Source organism: Nonomuraea sp. NPDC049152, assembly GCF_040648355.1.
Lineage (GTDB): Bacteria > Actinomycetota > Actinomycetes > Streptosporangiales > Streptosporangiaceae > Nonomuraea.
In genome coordinates, this window is the sequence record NZ_JBEZDO010000022.1 from 130616 (window position 1) to 146348 (window position 15733).

The following is a 15733-nucleotide window of genomic DNA, read 5'->3' on the forward strand; positions in this document are numbered from 1 at the left end:
TCTTCACAGTTTTCCCTCTCTAGTAGGAGAACGGCCAGGCTTTCCAGTAGGCGCGCACGCGGATCCAGATCCCGAACAGGCCGCGCGGCTCGAAGACGAGGAACAGGATGATCAGCAGGCCGTACAGGACGGTCTCGACCTGGAAGACGTTGGGCGTCACGGTGGTGTCGCCGCTGACGAACGGCACCAGCGCGGGCAGCGACCTGGTCAGCGGCTGCAGCAGCGAGATGAACAGCGCCCCCGCGATCGCGCCCGACACCGTGGCGACGCCGCCGATCAGCACCATCGCGATGAACTGCACCGAAAGCAGCAGGCTGAAGGAGCCGGGCTCGACGAAGCCGGTGATGCTGTAGAGCAGCGCTCCCGCGCATCCGGCGTAGAAGGAGGAGATGCCGAAGGCCAGCACCTTGTAGCGGGTGAGCGGCACGCCCATGACCTCGGCGGCGATGTCGCGGTCGCGGATGGCCATGAAGGCCCTGCCGATGCGGGAGCGGGCCAGGTTGCGGGCGGCCAGCGCGAAGAGCACGAGCGCGGTCAGCATCAGCAGGTAGAGCAGCTGCTCGCGGGTGCCGAGCGGGCCGTCCTGGTCCAGGCGCACGCCGAACAGCTGCGGCACCGCGGCCGAGCGGCCGACGCCTGGGCCGCCTGTGAGGGCGTCCCACTCCTTGAAGACGTGCTCGCCGAGGAAGACCAGGCCGAGCGTGACGACGGCGAGGTAGAGGCCGCGCAGCCTGGTGGCCAGCGGCGCGACCAGCACGCCCGCCAGGGCGGCGGCCAGGCCCGCGACTGGCAGCCAGATCCAGATCTCGGCGAGGCCGAGCCCGATCGTCCTGCCCCCGGGAGGCGCGGACAGCGCTGCGCCGGTGTAGGCGCCGATCGCGACGAAGAAGGCGTGGCCGAGCGAGACCTGGCCCGCGTAGCCGGTGACGATGTTGAGCCCGATCGCGCCGATCGCCAGCACGTACGCGCCCGCCAGCACCTCCAGCGAGCGGTCGGCGAGCACGACCGACAGGCCGAAGGCTGCCAGCACGAGCACCGCGGTCCAGACCTTCTTGGCCCTGGTGTCGAGCAGCGCCATGTCCTGGTTGTAGGCGGTGTAGAGCAGCGGCCGCCCGCGCGGCCGGCGAGACCGTCCGGTCGGTATGTCGAGGGCCCTGGACTCCGGCGGGAGCCGCTCCTTCGTCGGCGTCTCGCGCTCGCTCATACCCGCTCCACCTCTCTGGTGCCGAACAGGCCGTAGGGTCTGACCAGGAGCACGACCAGCATCACGACGTACGGCGTGACCACCGCGAAGTTCTGCCCCAGCCACGGCGCGAGCTCGCCCTGGTAGCTCTGGAACAGCGACTCGACCACGCCGATCGCCAGCCCGCCGACGACCGCGCCGCCGAGGGAGTCGAGCCCGCCCACGATGATCGCGGGCAGCGCCTTGAGCGCGATGATCCAGGTGAGCTGCTCCACGCCCTGACCGGTCCCGACGAACATCCCGGCGATCGCCGCCAGGAAGCCCGCGAACCCCCACGACAGCGCGAACACCATGCCCACCGACACCCCTTGGGCGAGCGCCGTCTCCTGGTCGAAGGCGGCGGCGCGCATGGCCAGGCCGTACCTGGTGAAGCGGAAGAAGGCGAACAGCAGCCCCACGAGCACGGCCGTGACCGCGAGCATGGCCAGCCACCTGGTCTGCACGACCAGCGGGCCGAGCGAGACCTGCGTGAAGCCCCACGGGTCGCCCATCTGCCGCACGTCCCTGCCGATGAAGGCGTTGACGACCACCCGGACCACGACGTCGATGCCAAGGGTGATGATCGCGACGACGAAGACGGGCCTGCCCACCATCGGCCTGATCGCGATCCGCTCGATCGCCAGCGCGACCCCGGCGATCAGCAGCGCGGCCAGCAGCACAGCGGAGTAGAACCCGGTGACCTCGGCCAGGTAGCTGACCGCGACCGCGCCCGCCAGCATCAGGGAGGGCTGCGCGAAGCTGATCACCCGCGTCGCCTTGTAGATGATCACGAAGCCGAGGGCGAGCAGCGCGTACACCGACCCGTTGCCCAGGCCCCTGATGACCGACTCCAGCACGCCCTTCACCCGCGGTACATCCCTTCGACCTGCTCCTCGAAGAGCCTGGCTATCGCGCCGCGCTTGACCTTCTGGGTGGCGGTCAGCTCGCCGTCCTCGTGGTCGAGCTCCTTGGGCAGGAAGGCGAACCGCCTCACCTGCTCGACCCTGGCGAAGCGCGCGTTGACGTCGTCGACGATGCCCTGCACCAGCTCGCGGACCTCGGGTTTGTCCGACAGGTCCCGGTAGGTGGTGTAGGACAGGCCGCGCCTGCGCGCCCACTCCCCCACCGTGTCCAGCTCGATCCCGATCAGCGCCACCAGATAGGGCCGCCGGTCGCCGATGACCACCGCCTCCTTCACGTACGGCGAGGCCTTCAGCGCGTTCTCCACCTCGCTGGGCGCGATGTTCTTGCCGCCCGCGGTGATCAGGATGTCCTTCATCCTGTCGGTGATGCGCACGTGCGTGCCCTCCACCCACTCGCCGACGTCGCCGGTGTGCAGCCAGCCGTCCTCGTCCAGCACGTCGGCGGTGGCGCGGGGATTGCCCCAGTACCCGGCGAACGTGCCCGGATGGCGGGTGAGGATCTCCCCCGTCACCTCGTCGATCCGCAGCTCGGTGCCGGGCTGCGGCTCGCCGACCGTGCCGAGCCTGATCCGGCCTGGCCTGTTGCCGGTGGCGATCGCGGTGTTCTCGCTCATGCCGTACACCTCGTGCATGGCGACGCCGATGCCCATGTAGAACTTGAGCACCGCGGGCGCGATCGGCGCGGCGCCGGAGGCGGCATAGCGGACACGGCGCATCCCGAGACGTTCGCGCAGCGAGCGGTAGCACAGCAGCCAGCCGAGGCCGTAGAGCAAGCGCGTGCTCGGTGTGTGGACGCCGCCGGTGCGCACCAGCGTGTCGCCGATGCGGTCGGCCACGCGCAGCCAGAACCGGGTGACGGCGCGCTTCAGCGGCGACGCTGAGTCGATCTTGATGTTGACCTGCGCCAGGACCTTCTCCCAGATACGCGGCACGCCGAACAGGATCGTCGGCTGCACCTCGCGCAGGTTCGGCTGGACCGTGTCGATGGACTCGGCGAAGTTGACCTGCACGCCCGCGGCCGCGTTGAACCAGACGGTGAAGGCGCGCTCGGCGACGTGGCAGAGCGGCAGGTAGGAGACGACCAGATCGCGCTCGGACGGCGGCGGCGAGGTGAAACCGCCGTTCTCGACCAGCGTCCTGACCGCGAACTCCACGTTGGCCACCGTGAGCATCACGCCCTTCGGCGGTCCGGTCGTGCCCGAGGTGTAGATGAGCGTCACCACGTCGCCCGGCTCGGCCGTGGCCATCCTGTCCTCCAGCGCGTCCGGGCACAGCGCCCTGTGCTCGGCGCCGAGCGCCAGCAGCTCCGGCCACGACATCAGGCGCGGATCCGTATAGCGGCCCCTGATGCCGCGCGGCTCCAGGTAGACGATCCGCTCCAGGTCAGGGCACTCGTCGAGGACGGCCAGCGCCTTGTCCACCTGCTCCTGATCCTCGGCGACAAGGATCTTCGCGCCGGAGTTCGACAGCAGGTAGGCCACCTCGGCCGGCGGGTTGGTCGGGTAGAGGCCGACCGTGATGCCCCTGACCGTGACGATCCCGAGGTCGGCGTAGAGCCACTCGGGCCGGTTCTCCGAGTGCACCGCCACCCGGTCGCCCGGCTCGACACCGAGCGCGAGCAGCGCGTGCGCGACCAGTTCCACGTTCGCCCAGTAGGAGCACCAGCCGACCTCCTTCCAGATGCCGAAGTCCTTGTGGCGCATCGCGACGGCGTCCGGACTCTCCCGCGCCCTGCGACGCACCCTCGTGACGATCGTCTCCGTCCTCGTGGCGGTCATAGTCATGCGGCGCCTCCCAGGTACGCCTCGATGACCTTCGGGTCCTGCTGCACCTGCGCGGGCGTGCCGAGCGCGACGGGACGGCCGAAGTCCAGCACGAGCACCCGGTCGGCCAGGTCCATCACCAGACCCATGTCGTGATCGACGAGCACGATGGGGACGCCCAGCTCGTCGCGGATGTCCAGGACGAACCTGGCCATGTCCTCGGTCTCCTCCAGGTTCATCCCGGCGACCGGCTCGTCCAGCAGCAGCAGCCTCGGCTCCATCGCCAGCGCGCGCCCGAGCTCCACCCGTTTCTGGATCCCGTACGGCAGCAGCCGCACCGGGTGCCTGCGCCAGGCCTCCAGCTCCAGGAAGTCGACGATGTCCTCGACCCTGGCCCTGGCGGCCAGCTCCTCCCTGCGGGCCCTGCCGAACCAGAGGATCGCGGGTAGCGCGCCGTAGCGGAAGTGGCAGTGGCGCCCGAGCATCAGGTTGTCGAGGACGGTGAGGTTGTGGAACAGCTCGACGTTCTGGAAGGTGCGGGCCATGCCCATGGCGGCGATGTCGTGGGGGCGTTTGGCGAGAAGGTCCTCGCCCTGGAAGGTGACCGAGCCGCGCTGGGGGCGGTAGACGCCGGACAGGACGTTGAAGATGGAGGTCTTGCCCGCGCCGTTGGGGCCGATGACGGCGAACAGCTCCTTGGGGCGGACGTCGAACGAGACACCGTCGATCGCCTTCACCCCGGCGAACGACAACCGGATATCCCGCACCTCGAGGACGTCTCCCCCCGACCCTCGATCAGCTTCGCCCGCGAGAGCGCGACCGGCGTCTTCAGGGGGATCCCCCGACAGTCCCACCTCACCCGACCTCAGATCGGGGGGATCGACGGAGGGGGTGGTTGGTCGGTCGTCCGGGGGGCTCGGGTCGGGGGTGGGGGCGGTCATGAGAGCCACCGCTTCCGTCTCTTGTAGTGCTTGACGTCCCTGAAGGACCTGGCGGCTCCCTCGGCGCCCAGACCCAGGTAGAACTCCTTGATGTCCTCGTCGGCCAGCAGTTCCCCCGCCGGCTTGTCCATCACGATCTTGCCGGTCTCCATCACGTACCCGTGGGCCGCGATCGACAGCGCCATCGTCGCGTTCTGCTCGACCAGCAGGACCGTGGTCCCCTGCCGGTTGATCTCGATGACCAGGTCGCGGATCTGACCCACCAGTGCGGGCGCGAGCCCCAGGCTGGGCTCGTCGAGCAGCAGGTAGCGAGGCCCGGCCATCAGCGCCCTGCCGACCGCCAGCATCTGCTGCTCGCCGCCGGACAGGTAGCCGGACACGCTCCTGCGCCGCTCCTTCAGCACGGGGAACAGGGCGTAGACCCTGTCCAGGTGCGAGGTCGGCGAGGTGTGGCCGCCCACCTTGAGGTTCTCCTCGACGGTGAGCTCACCGAGGATGCGCCGCCCCTCCATGACCTGGCTGATGCCGAGCCGTACGATCTGGGCGGGTTTCATGGTGTGGATCGGGCGGCCGTCGAGCGTGACCGAGCCCTTGGTGATCTCACCGTCGTGCACGTCGAGCAGTCCTGACAGGGCGCGCAGGAGCGTGGTCTTGCCCGCGCCGTTCGCCCCGAGGAGCGCGACGATCGACCCGGGCGGCACGGCGAGGCTCACTCCGCGCAGCACGAGCATCACATCGTCGTAGACGACCTCGAGATTGCGAACCTCAAGCACGCGGGCCTCCTAGGTGGGGACCCCCCGATGAGAGAAAGAGTCGCCTGCACCAACCGCCCGATCAATAGGTGCGACCAAATTGGAACCGTGTTCTGGTCCTAAGCTTCTTGTCATGGCAATTTGTGAGCATCTTCTCGAGGCCGACGACCCACCCGCGCGCACGCCCGACGGTTGTGAGGAATGTCTGGCGATGGGGGCGCGATGGGTGCACCTGCGTCGCTGCCTGGATTGCGGTCATATCGGCTGCTGCGACTCATCGCCCAACAAGCACGCCACCGCGCACTTCCGTGCGATAGGGCATCCGGTGATGCAGTCCTTCGAGCCCGGTGAACATTGGAAGTGGTGTTTCGTGGACAACACGATGGGCTAGCTAGCGCTCCAGGATCGCCTCTTCGAAGTCGAGTTCCGCCATGACGCGGCGGAGCACCTCGTCGTCGAGCCGCCGCTCGTCGCGGAGCCGTACGAACACCTCGCGCTCCGCGGCGAGCATCTCCCTGCGCAGCCGCCGGTAGAGACGGCTCGGCGTCTCGGTGCCGCCCTGCCCCGTGCCTCCGCCCAGCCGCTCCCACGCGTTGAGCGCCCTGCGCTCCGACTTGGCGCGCAGCATGTCGATGACCTCCACGTGGACCTCGTCCGTCTCCTCCTCCCTGAGGATCTCCTCCAGCCTGGCCAGGCCTGCCTCAACCGCCGCCTGCTGGGCCGCGGCCTCCGCCAGGTTGTCCTCGTATCGTTCACGCTCGCTCGTGACGCGCAGCTTCCTGATCAGGGTGGGGAACGTCAGGCCCTGCACCAGCAGGGTGAGGATCACGGTGCTGAAGGTCAGGAACAGCAGCAGGTTGCGTTCGGGGAAGCCGTCGGGGATGGCGAAGGCGGCGGCCATCGACACGACGCCGCGCATGCCCGCCCAGCCGACGACCACGACGTTCTGCCACGGCGGCTTCTCCGAGGTCCTGCGCACCATCAGCGGCAGGTAGGTGGCGGGGAAGACCCAGACGAACCTCGCCAGTACGGTCACCACGAAGATGCCCAGGACGTAGCCCGCGACCTCCCATGGGCTGCGTCCGACCAGCCCGCTCAGCACGGGCACCAGTTGCAGGCCGATCAGCGCGAAGACGATCGACTCCAGCAGGAAGTCGGTGACCTTCCACACCGAGTCGAGCACCAGGCGGGTGCCTGCGCCTGTGCGGTGCATCCGGTGGCCGAGGTAGAGGCCGACGATCACCACCGCGATCACGCCGGAGGCGTGCACCGACTCGGCGCCCAGATAGGTGGCGAACGGGATCAGCAGCATGACCGTGTTCTCGACCAGCGGATCGCGCGCCCGCTCCAGGAGCCAGCCCGACACCAGGGCGACCACGACGCCGATCACCACGCCGCCGATCGCGGTGTAGAGGAACTCGCCGAAGCCCTCCAGCAGGCTGATGCCGTGGCCGGCCGCGGCCCCGATCGCCACCCGGTAGGCGGTCAGCGCCGTCGCGTCGTTGAACAGGCTCTCGCCGATGAGGATCGTCAGCGACCTGCGTGGCAGCCCCAGCCGGCGTCCCACCGCGACCGCGGCGACGGCGTCGGGCGGCGCCACGATCGCGCCCAGCGCGAACGCGGCGGCGAGCGGCAGGTCGGGCAGCATCAGGTGCACCACGCCGCCGACGACCAAGGTGGTGAACAGCACGAGGCCGACCGACAGCAGGCCGATCGCTCTCTTGTTCTCGCGCAGCGTGAGGTAGGAGCTGTCCAGGGCCGCCGAGTAGAGCAGCGGCGGCAGGAACACGTAGAGGATGAGCTCGGGCTGCAGCTCGATCGAGGGCACGAGCGGCGAGACCGCCAGGCCGACGAGCACCAGGAGCAGCGGCGCGGGCCAGCCCCTTCGCCTGGCGACCCACGCGACGAAGATCGCGCCACTGGCCACCAGCAGCCAGTACAGACCCGTTGACGCGTACACGTGCTCCCCCTGTGCCGAGAAACGGGCGTATCCGATCGGGTCTGACCCGGCGGCTAGTTTCTCACACGGACGGTGCCCGCGGACATCTCGGGCAGGCGATCACCACTCCCTGCGGTCGGTCCTGTCGTCACGATGCTGCTGCTCGGGGCGCAGGCGTTCGCCCGTGACGTACATCTGGTCGCCGACGTAGGGGCGGTGGATGGCGGGATCGGGCTGCTGGTTCTGGTAGGCCTCCGGTCCAAGACCCAGCGGGTCCGAGGGGTTCATCGGCGCCTGCTGCTGGTAGGACGGCTGGCCGTACTGGTCCTGCTGGCCGTACGGCTCGGGCTGGGGGTAGGGCTCGGGAGCCGTCCTGCGGCCCGCTCCCGGAATGCCGTGCATGGGCGTGCCGAGCCCGGCCGAGCCTGGGGCGCTCTGCGCCCGCTGCGGCGGCGGCGCGAAGGGGTCGGTATACGGCTGGGCGGGCTGCCGCCCCGTCTGGGCGTACGGATCCTGGGCGTAGGCGTCCTGCCTGGGCTGCGGATATCCCTGGGTTCCCGGCTGCGTCGCGAACGGGTCGTGCTGGGCTCCCTGCGCCCCGAACGGGTCTGGCTGGGTGCTTTGCGCGGCGAACGGCTCGGAGTGGGTCGAGTACGGCGTCGCCGACTGCCTCGGGAAGCCCAGCGGGTCGGTGGACTGCGGCCCCCTGGCGCCTTCGCGCTCGGCGGGCAGCTGGTAGTCGGGCATCGGATAGCCGGGGCCTGCCGCGGCCATCGGCTCGGCTCCCACGGGAGGCTGCTCGGCCAGGCGGGGCCTGCCGTCGGCGGGGATGGCCGTCTCGCGCTGGTCGCCGTAGGAGGCGACCAGCTTGTCCTGCGGGGCGGGCGCGCCGCGGGCCACGAGCACGTCGTTGGGCGACAGCGTCGCCGTCGGCCTGTCGTCGGGGGCGCGCAGCGGCTCGTGCTCGAAGGGCGGCGGGCGGTGGTACTGGCCCGTGCCCGGGTACTCCCCTGGCTCCGCGACAGGCTGGACGGCGGGCGCGGCGGGCTCCTCGCCCGTGGCCTCCGCGTAGCCGTCGTCGAGGGTGTCGAGCAGCCGCCCGACGTCGTCCATCGGCATCCGGAAACTACCGGTGCACATCTCCCCTCGCCACAGGCTGAGCACCAGGGTTCCCTCGTGCCACGTGACCCGGAGACACCGCTCCTGACCTCGTGCATCGAAGAACACTTCGCCGAACGACGGCAACGGGACAACTTCCGACATGGCAGACATACTGCTTTAACCAGCCTTTATTCGTCCACTCAACCTTGAGAAACCCTACCGAAACGGGCTTTCCACACCCACCGTGAACCCCGGGCGGCACAGCAGGAAGATCTTCTTTGACCTGGCGGGTTACGCCCGCAAGTGTGCCACGCCGCAAGCACCAGGGTGCCTGGAACGCCAGGATGTGTTCACCTCCGTACGGAGAGGTGACCGGGGTTTTGCGACCCTTTGGGCGACTCTTGAGGGTGGCTCACGGCCGACTCGACGTGGCCCGGTCGCAAGGCTGCGATTTCTGTCGCCGCGACCAGGTACGGTTTCTGCCGTGCCGGACTCCACACTCCCACCAGTCGAAGAGCTGCTGTCCATCGCCGTAGGCGCCCTGGGAGGGAGCGACAGGCCAGGGCAGATCACCATGGTCAAGGCCGTGCAGCAGGCCATCGACAACGAGGAGCACCTCGCCGTCCAGGCCGGCACGGGCACGGGCAAGTCCCTCGCCTACCTGGTGCCCTCGATCCGCCACGCGATGGAGTCCGACTCCCCCGTGGTGGTCTCCACCGCCACGATCGCCCTGCAGCGACAGCTCGTCGACCGCGACCTTCCGCGCCTGGCCGAGACGCTCGGCAAGGACCTGCCGCACGAGCCGACGTTCGCCATCCTCAAGGGCCGGCGCAACTACCTGTGCCGCTACAAGGTGACGGCCGGATGGCCCGAGGAGGAGCAGGACCAGCTGTTCGACCCGCGCGAGGTCAGCGTGACCGGCCGGATGGTCCAGCGCATCCAGGAGTGGGCCGAGGAGACCACGACGGGCGACCGCGACGAGCTGGTCCCCGGCGTCAACGAGCAGGCGTGGCGGCAGTATTCGGTGAGCGCCAAGGAGTGCCTGGGGGCGCAGCGCTGCCCGAGCGGCGCCGAGTGTTTCGCCGAGCTGGCCAAGGCGCGCGCCGGCGAGGTCGACGTGGTCGTCACCAACCACGCGCTGCTGGCCATCGACGCGATGGAGGGCATGTCGATCCTGCCCGAGCACGAGGTCGTCGTCGTCGACGAGGCGCACGAGCTGGTCGACAGGGTGACCTCGGTGGTGACCGACGAGCTGTCGGAGGCTTCGGTCTCGCTGGCCGTGCGACGGGTGGGGCGGCTCATCGAGCAGCCGATCGCCGACCAGTTGATGGAGGCGGGCGAGGATCTCAAGGCGCTGCTCGACGCCGCGCCACCCGGCCGTATCGACGACCTGCCCGAGGTGCTGGGGCTCACGCTCGCGCTGGTGCGCGACAGCGCGGCCAGGTGCGTCAGTGCGATGGGGCCGCGAGGGGCCGACAAGGACGATCCCGACAAGGCGGGCCAGCGCAAGGCGGCCTTCACCGCGCTCGACGAGGTGCACGACACGGCCGTGCGCATGCTGGAGGCCTACGGGCACGCCTCGGAGGTCGACAGGGCCGAGGTGGTGTGGCTCGACGCCGGCACCGACAGGCGCCCCGCGACGCTGCGCGTGGCGCCGCTGAGCGTGGGAGGGATGCTGCGCGACAAGCTGTTCGGCGAGCGCACGGTCGTGCTGACCTCGGCCACGCTGGCGCTCGGCGGGACCTTCGACGGGCTGGCGGCCCAGTGGGGGCTCGGCGACAAGGGGTGGACGGGCATCGACGTCGGCTCGCCGTTCGACCATCCGCGCGCCGGCATTCTCTACGTCGCCAAGCACCTGCCCCAGCCGGGGCGCGACGGGCTGCCCCAGGCGTACGTCGACGAGATCGCCGAGCTGATCGAGGCGGCGGGCGGGCGCACGCTCGGCTTGTTCTCCTCGATGCGGGCGGCCAAGGCGGCGACGGAGGCTCTGCGCGACCGGCTCGACGTGCCGCTGCTGTGCCAGGGCGACGATTCGACGATGCTGCTGGTCAAGCAGTTCGCCGAGGACGAGGCGACCTGCCTGTTCGGCACGCTGTCGCTGTGGCAGGGTGTCGACGTGCCAGGGCCGTCGCTGCGGCTGGTGATCATCGACAGGGTGCCGTTCCCCAGGCCTGACGATCCGCTGACGTCGGCGCGGCAGCGACACGTGATGGCCAAGGGCGGCAACGGGTTCATGGCGGTGGCGGCCAACCACGCGGCGCTGCTGCTGGCGCAGGGGGCTGGACGGTTGCTGCGGGCGCAGGACGACAAGGGGGTGGTGGCGGTGCTCGACCCTCGGCTGGCGACGGCGCGGTACAGCGGGTTCCTGCTCAACTCGCTGCCCCCGTTCTGGCGGACCAGCGACCCGGCGGTGGTCAGGACCGCCCTCAAGCGCCTGTCCACCTGACGGGCCCACTGGGCGTTCTCGGCATTCCGCCCTCTCGGGCTCAGCGGGCCGTCACGGGGTCGCCGACGTGGATCTCGCCGCGGGTGCGCGGGACCAGGCGGATGCCGAACCACGTCTTGCCGTCCCACCTGCGGTGGCGGGCGAGCGTCCGGAGCGGCTCCTTGCCCTTCGACCGGGTGACGGGGTCGATGATCGTCACCGCGCACCGGTCGCAGAGCTCCGACACCCGGAAGTCGACACCGCCGATCCGAACCTCCCGCCAGCCGTCCTCCTCGAACGGCACGCTCCCGTCGATGACCACGCTCGGCCTGAACCGCAGCGGCGACAGCGGGCCAGGCGGCGGCTCGCCCCGCTCGCGGGCGCCCTCCTCGATCTATTCGTCGAGCCTGCGCGCGGAGGCCGCCGAGGTGAGCAGCAGCGGCGCGTCCCAAGCGAACGTCACCACCTCCCCCGGCAGCCCCCCGTGCGCCGGGTCGATCGAACGGCGTGCGGGATCGTCGAGCCACACCAGCCTGGCGGGCACGCCGAGCAGTCCGGTGAACCAGGCGTGGGCCTCGTCGGCGGCGAGCACGGCCCGGTCCAGCCCCGAGAACCCCACGGGAACGCTCTCTCCCCGCGCCGGGGGCACCACCAGGTCGGGCAGACCCTCCGCGGAGAGCAGCAGGCCGCCGTCGGATCGCTCGACGGCGGTGACGGCCAGCAGACGGGGGTACTCGCCGAGCCAGAGGTTGTCACCTTGATGATCGACGACTGCCCATCGGCGATCGCCGTCCAAGCCCCACGGGTGGACATACGCCGCGTCAACCGCCCGCCCTGTAATGGATTTGATGGGATATATACGGATCTGCGTGATCAGCACGACCCCACTGTAACCATCGAGAGAGCGCTCTCTTACCTTTCCACCCGCCGCACCCTCGGATCGGACTCCCGTTTTTGTCGGCACCAACCGCTACCTTCTGAGCACGATGCGAATCCACGACGGTCAGGCGCTCATCGGCAGGGAGCACCCTGCCGAGCTGCTGCGTGCCGAGATCAGCAGGGTGACCGCCAGCCATGGCGGCCTGGTGCTGGTGACGGGCGAGGCGGGCATCGGCAAGACCACGCTGGTGACCAGCGCGGCCGAGCAGGCCAGGCGAGAGGGCGCGGTGGTGCTGAGCGGGTCCTGCTGGGATTCCGAGGCCGCCCCAGGCTACTGGCCGTGGGTGCAGGTCATCCGGGCGCTGCGCCGTACCGGAGAATGGCCCGCCGTCGAGGAGGCCGCGGGCGGCAGCCTGGCCGCGCTGCTCGGCGACGGTGTCAGAGCCGAGGTGGGCGACGCCTTCCAGGTCTACGACGCCGTGACCACCGCGCTGGTGACGCTGTCGCAGACGCGTCCTGTGGTGGTGGTCCTCGACGACCTCCACTGGGCCGACGGGGCGTCGCTGCGGCTGCTGGAGTTCGCGGCACAGCACACCTGGTTCGAGCGGCTCCTGCTGCTCGGCACCTACCGCGACGTGGAGGTCGAGCAGGGCGAGCATCCGTTGCGGCCGCAGCTGACCTCGCTGTCGGCACGCGCCACGATGATCACGCTCACCGGGCTCGACAGGGCGCAGGTGGCCGCGCTCATCACCCGCACCATCGGCCACGAGCCCGACGACGACGTGGTCGAGGAGATCTACCTGCGCACGGGCGGCAATCCGTTCTTCGTCGAACAGACCGCCAGATTGTGGCGCAGCAACGGCTCGGTGGCGGCGATCCCTCCAGGCGTGCGCGACACGCTGTGGCGGCGCCTGTCGCTCCTGCCCACCACGGTGGTCACGTTGCTGACCGACGCCGCGGTGCTCGGCCGGGAGTTCCACCGGCAGGTGCTGGCGGCTGTCGCAGCGGCTCCGGCCGCCCATGTCGACAGGTTGCTGGCGCAGGCCGCCGCCGCCAGGCTCGTCGTCTCCCGTGGGGGCGGCGTGTTCGCCTTCGCCCACGACCTGGTCAGGGAGACGCTTCACGACTCGGTCGACGAGGCCGACCTGCGCGCCAGGCATGCCGCCACCGTCCACGCGCTGCGCGGCAGGGCGGAGGTGCTTCCGGGGGATCTGGCCCGCCACGCCTACCTCGCGGGTGACGCCCTCGATCCCGTGCTCGCGTGCGAGCTGCTGGTGGCCGCGGCCAAGCAGGCCTTGCACCGGCTGGCCAGGGAGGAGTCGCTGACCCACTGGGGCAGGGCGATGGAGCTGGCCGAGAAGGGGCCGCCCGAGCAGGTGATCAAGATAGGCCTGGCGTTCGGCAGGGAGCTGCACCATGGCGGCGAGCTGAAGGAGTCCGCGCGGGTCTTCGACCGGGCGATCACGGCCGCCCGCCGGCTCGACGACCCCGGGCTGCTGGCCCGCGCCGCGCTGACCTATTACGGCACGTGCGGTAACGAGGACGCCCGCACCAGCCTGGCGCTGCTCCGCGACGCGCACGCCACGTTCGTCCCCGACCCTGCCCCCGATCCGGACGACGCCGACCGGCTCGCCCAGGACCTCGCGGTCCGCATCACCTTCGTCGCGCGGAACAGCGACGACGACGAGGCGTTGACGTTCGGTCTGTGGGCGCTCCACGACACCATCTGGGGCCCCGGCACCGCCAAGCAGCGGGTGGAGCTGACCGAGGAGCTGCGCGCGCTCGCCCGCCGCGGCAACGACGTCGAAATGGAACACTTCACCACCGCGCTCCACTGGGTGGCGCTGCTGGAGCTCGGCGACCCCCGCTTCCTCGACCAGTTCCACCACTACATCGCGATGGGCAGACGCAGCGACCGCGCGCACGTCGGCCTGTCCACCTCGATCGACCTGAGCATCATCGAGCTCCTGTCCGGCAACTTCGCCGCGGCCGAGTCGCTCCTGGAGGAGGTCGTCGAGGTCAGCAGCGACCACGACCACGCCCATTTCGGCTACATGCTCGACCACCACCGCTGGGCGCTGCTGCTGGCGCAGGGGCGGTTCGAGGAGCTGCGACCCCTGCACGAACGCCTGCGCGCCGGCCGCCACCCCTACGCCTCCATGCTGGAGGGGCTGACCGACCTGCGGCGCGGGCGGGCCGTGACGGCGTGGCCGCGTGCCGGTGACGAGCCTTCCGACGGGTCGATCCGGCCACTGTGGCTGCGCTACCTGGCCGAGGTGGCGGCGGCCTCCCGTGATCCCGAGTTGTGCGCGAGGGCGAGGGAGCTCCTGGAGCCGCATCTGAGCGAGTGGGCCGTTTCCCTCTACGGCTGGGACGTCAGCGGGCCCATGATCCTCTGGCAGGGCCTCGTGGAGGCGGCCGAGGAGCGGTGGGACGCGGCGATCTCCGCCTTCACCGCCGCCACGCGCTCGGCCGACCAGCTACACGCTCGGCTCTGGTCGGTGGAGGCCCGCCTGCACCTGGGCGCGGCCCTGCTGGCCCGCGCCCACCCCGGCGACGTGGAGACCGCCGACCGCTTGTTGAACGATCTGGCCGCCGAGGCCGCCACGCTGGACATGCGTCACATCCCCGACCGCCTTGATCGGGTACGGCAAGCCTCCCGCGACCGGACCGCAGGACCAGCCGTTGGCACGGAACGGCAAGCGAACAACGCTCAGCCCAGCGAGCCGGGCGACCTCCGAGCCCACCGACCCGGTCCCACTCCGGCGATGGAGCCGGGTCCGCTCCGGGTCCATCGGCGCGGTACCACTGAGGCGATGACGCCGGGTGAGCGCCCGGCCGACCAACCTGGTGACGGCCGGCCCATCGAGCCGGAAGAGCGTCAGGCCGTCCAACCCGATGGCGCCCTTCCCCGCGAGCCGGAAGAGCGTCGGGCCGTCCAACCCGGCGACGCCCGGGGCGTGGAGCCTGACGAAGGCCGGGGCCGCTCGATGGACGGCGATCCGTCTGCGCCTGTCGTGGGCCAGGTGGAAGCGGACCGGCTTCATACCCGGAAGCCGGGCAGCGGGCCGGCGCCGCGGGAAGACGGACAGCAGACCCGAGGCCTGGGGCGCGAACAGAAGGCCGCCGACGGGCAGCCCGCCGCGTCTTCGGATGGGGCTCACGGGTTGGCCGGCTCGGGGGTGGCGGTTTCCGGGGCGGACGGGCGGAAGGCGTTCGCGCGGCTCGGGGTGGTAGGTCCTGGCCACGTCTTCACGAGGCAGGGGTCGGTGTGGTCTCTGTCGTTCGGGGGGCGCACCGTTCACGTTCCTGACGCCAAGGGGCTTCGGGATCTCCATCACCTGCTGAGCCGGCCGGGCACCGATCTGCCTGCCGTACACCTGCTCGCTCCCGAGGGTGGCGAGGTGGTGGTAGCCGCGCGCCAGATGGGCGGCGACGCGATGCTCGACGAGGAGGCCAAGGCTCGTTTCCGTCGCGACCTGGCCAGACTCGACGAGGAGACCGATCGCGCGCTGGAGTTGGGCGACGACGAGCGGGCGGCGGCCCTCGACAGGGAGCGCGAGGCGCTGCTGGCCGAGCTGCGCGCCGCGGCGGGGCTCGGAGGGCGGGCCCGCAGACTCGGTGATGAGGCGGAACGGGCCCGCAAGACGGTCACCGCGAGGATCCGCGACGTGCTGCGGAAGCTCGACACCCTCCATCCCGAGCTCGCCGCTCACCTGCGCGCCGCCGTCTCGACGGGCACGACGTGCCGCTACGACCCTGGCCACGACATCACGTGGCGGTTGTGA

Annotated in this window: 12 protein-coding genes; 3 read left to right on the top strand and 9 right to left on the bottom strand. The window is 70.5% G+C overall.

Translation table 11 applies throughout. The features are described 5' to 3' along the window. Positions 1–19: 19 nt before the first annotated feature. From AB0B45_RS33745 to AB0B45_RS33765, 5 genes are all read right to left on the bottom strand, one after another. Positions 20–1204, bottom strand: coding sequence for a branched-chain amino acid ABC transporter permease (locus AB0B45_RS33745; protein ID WP_358138833.1), 1185 nt, complete (start codon positions 1202–1204; stop codon positions 20–22). Continuing rightward, a complete protein-coding gene (locus AB0B45_RS33750) occupies positions 1201–2088 on the bottom strand; it encodes a branched-chain amino acid ABC transporter permease (protein WP_358138835.1) in 888 nt (295 codons plus the stop codon). Before AB0B45_RS33750 ends, AB0B45_RS33745 begins: the two co-directional genes overlap by 4 nt. Continuing rightward, a complete protein-coding gene (locus AB0B45_RS33755) occupies positions 2085–3929 on the bottom strand; it encodes an AMP-binding protein (RefSeq protein WP_358138837.1) in 1845 nt (614 codons plus the stop codon). The genes AB0B45_RS33750 and AB0B45_RS33755 overlap by 4 nt, the downstream gene beginning before the upstream one ends. After that, on the bottom strand, positions 3926–4675 hold the full coding sequence (locus tag AB0B45_RS33760) for an ABC transporter ATP-binding protein (protein WP_358138838.1): 750 nt from the start codon (positions 4673–4675) through the stop codon (positions 3926–3928). Before AB0B45_RS33760 ends, AB0B45_RS33755 begins: the two co-directional genes overlap by 4 nt. A gap of 170 nt (positions 4676–4845) precedes the next feature. Further along, positions 4846–5622 (bottom strand): ABC transporter ATP-binding protein, encoded by a 777-nt coding sequence (locus AB0B45_RS33765; RefSeq protein WP_358138840.1) that lies wholly within the window; start codon positions 5620–5622, stop codon positions 4846–4848. Positions 5623–5734: 112 nt separating this feature from the next. On the opposite strand from AB0B45_RS33765, the gene AB0B45_RS33770 reads away from it, so the two are divergent. Then, complete coding sequence (locus tag AB0B45_RS33770; RefSeq protein WP_358138842.1) at positions 5735–5992, top strand: UBP-type zinc finger domain-containing protein; 258 nt, start codon at positions 5735–5737, stop codon at positions 5990–5992. Here the strand turns inward: AB0B45_RS33770 and AB0B45_RS33775 are convergent, their stop codons facing one another. Further along, entirely contained in the window at positions 5993–7561 is a 1569-nt protein-coding gene (locus AB0B45_RS33775; RefSeq protein WP_358138844.1) for a Na+/H+ antiporter, read from the bottom strand. A gap of 99 nt (positions 7562–7660) precedes the next feature. Beyond that, positions 7661–8803, bottom strand: coding sequence for a hypothetical protein (locus tag AB0B45_RS33780; protein WP_358138846.1), 1143 nt, complete (start codon positions 8801–8803; stop codon positions 7661–7663). A gap of 322 nt (positions 8804–9125) precedes the next feature. Between AB0B45_RS33780 and AB0B45_RS33785 the strand changes: the two genes are divergently transcribed. Continuing rightward, positions 9126–11087 carry an ATP-dependent DNA helicase gene (locus AB0B45_RS33785; protein ID WP_358138848.1) on the top strand — a complete coding sequence of 654 codons (1962 nt, stop codon included), beginning with the start codon at positions 9126–9128 and terminating at the stop codon, positions 11085–11087. 40 nt (positions 11088–11127) lie between these two features. Here the strand turns inward: AB0B45_RS33785 and AB0B45_RS33790 are convergent, their stop codons facing one another. Further along, entirely contained in the window at positions 11128–11460 is a 333-nt protein-coding gene (locus tag AB0B45_RS33790; RefSeq protein WP_358138927.1) for an MOSC domain-containing protein, read from the bottom strand. After that, complete coding sequence (locus AB0B45_RS33795) at positions 11461–12030, bottom strand: MOSC N-terminal beta barrel domain-containing protein (protein WP_358138850.1); 570 nt, start codon at positions 12028–12030, stop codon at positions 11461–11463. A 22-nt stretch (positions 12031–12052) separates the two neighbouring features. Here AB0B45_RS33795 and AB0B45_RS33800 point away from each other — a divergent pair, with 22 nt between their 5' ends. Further along, on the top strand, positions 12053–15733 hold the full coding sequence (locus tag AB0B45_RS33800; RefSeq protein ID WP_358138852.1) for an AAA family ATPase: 3681 nt from the start codon (positions 12053–12055) through the stop codon (positions 15731–15733).

Excerpts from the sequence above, each read along its gene's own strand:
- AB0B45_RS33745 (WP_358138833.1), bottom strand. The coding sequence starts at position 1,204 with ATGAGCGAGCGCGAGACGCCGACGAAGGAGCGGCTCCCGCCGGAGTCC.
- AB0B45_RS33755 (WP_358138837.1), bottom strand. The coding sequence starts at position 3,929 with ATGACTATGACCGCCACGAGGACGGAGACGATCGTCACGAGGGTGCGT.
- AB0B45_RS33770 (WP_358138842.1), top strand. The coding sequence starts at position 5,735 with ATGGCAATTTGTGAGCATCTTCTCGAGGCCGACGACCCACCCGCGCGC.
- AB0B45_RS33780 (WP_358138846.1), bottom strand. The coding sequence starts at position 8,803 with ATGTCGGAAGTTGTCCCGTTGCCGTCGTTCGGCGAAGTGTTCTTCGAT.
- AB0B45_RS33800 (WP_358138852.1), top strand. The coding sequence starts at position 12,053 with ATGCGAATCCACGACGGTCAGGCGCTCATCGGCAGGGAGCACCCTGCC.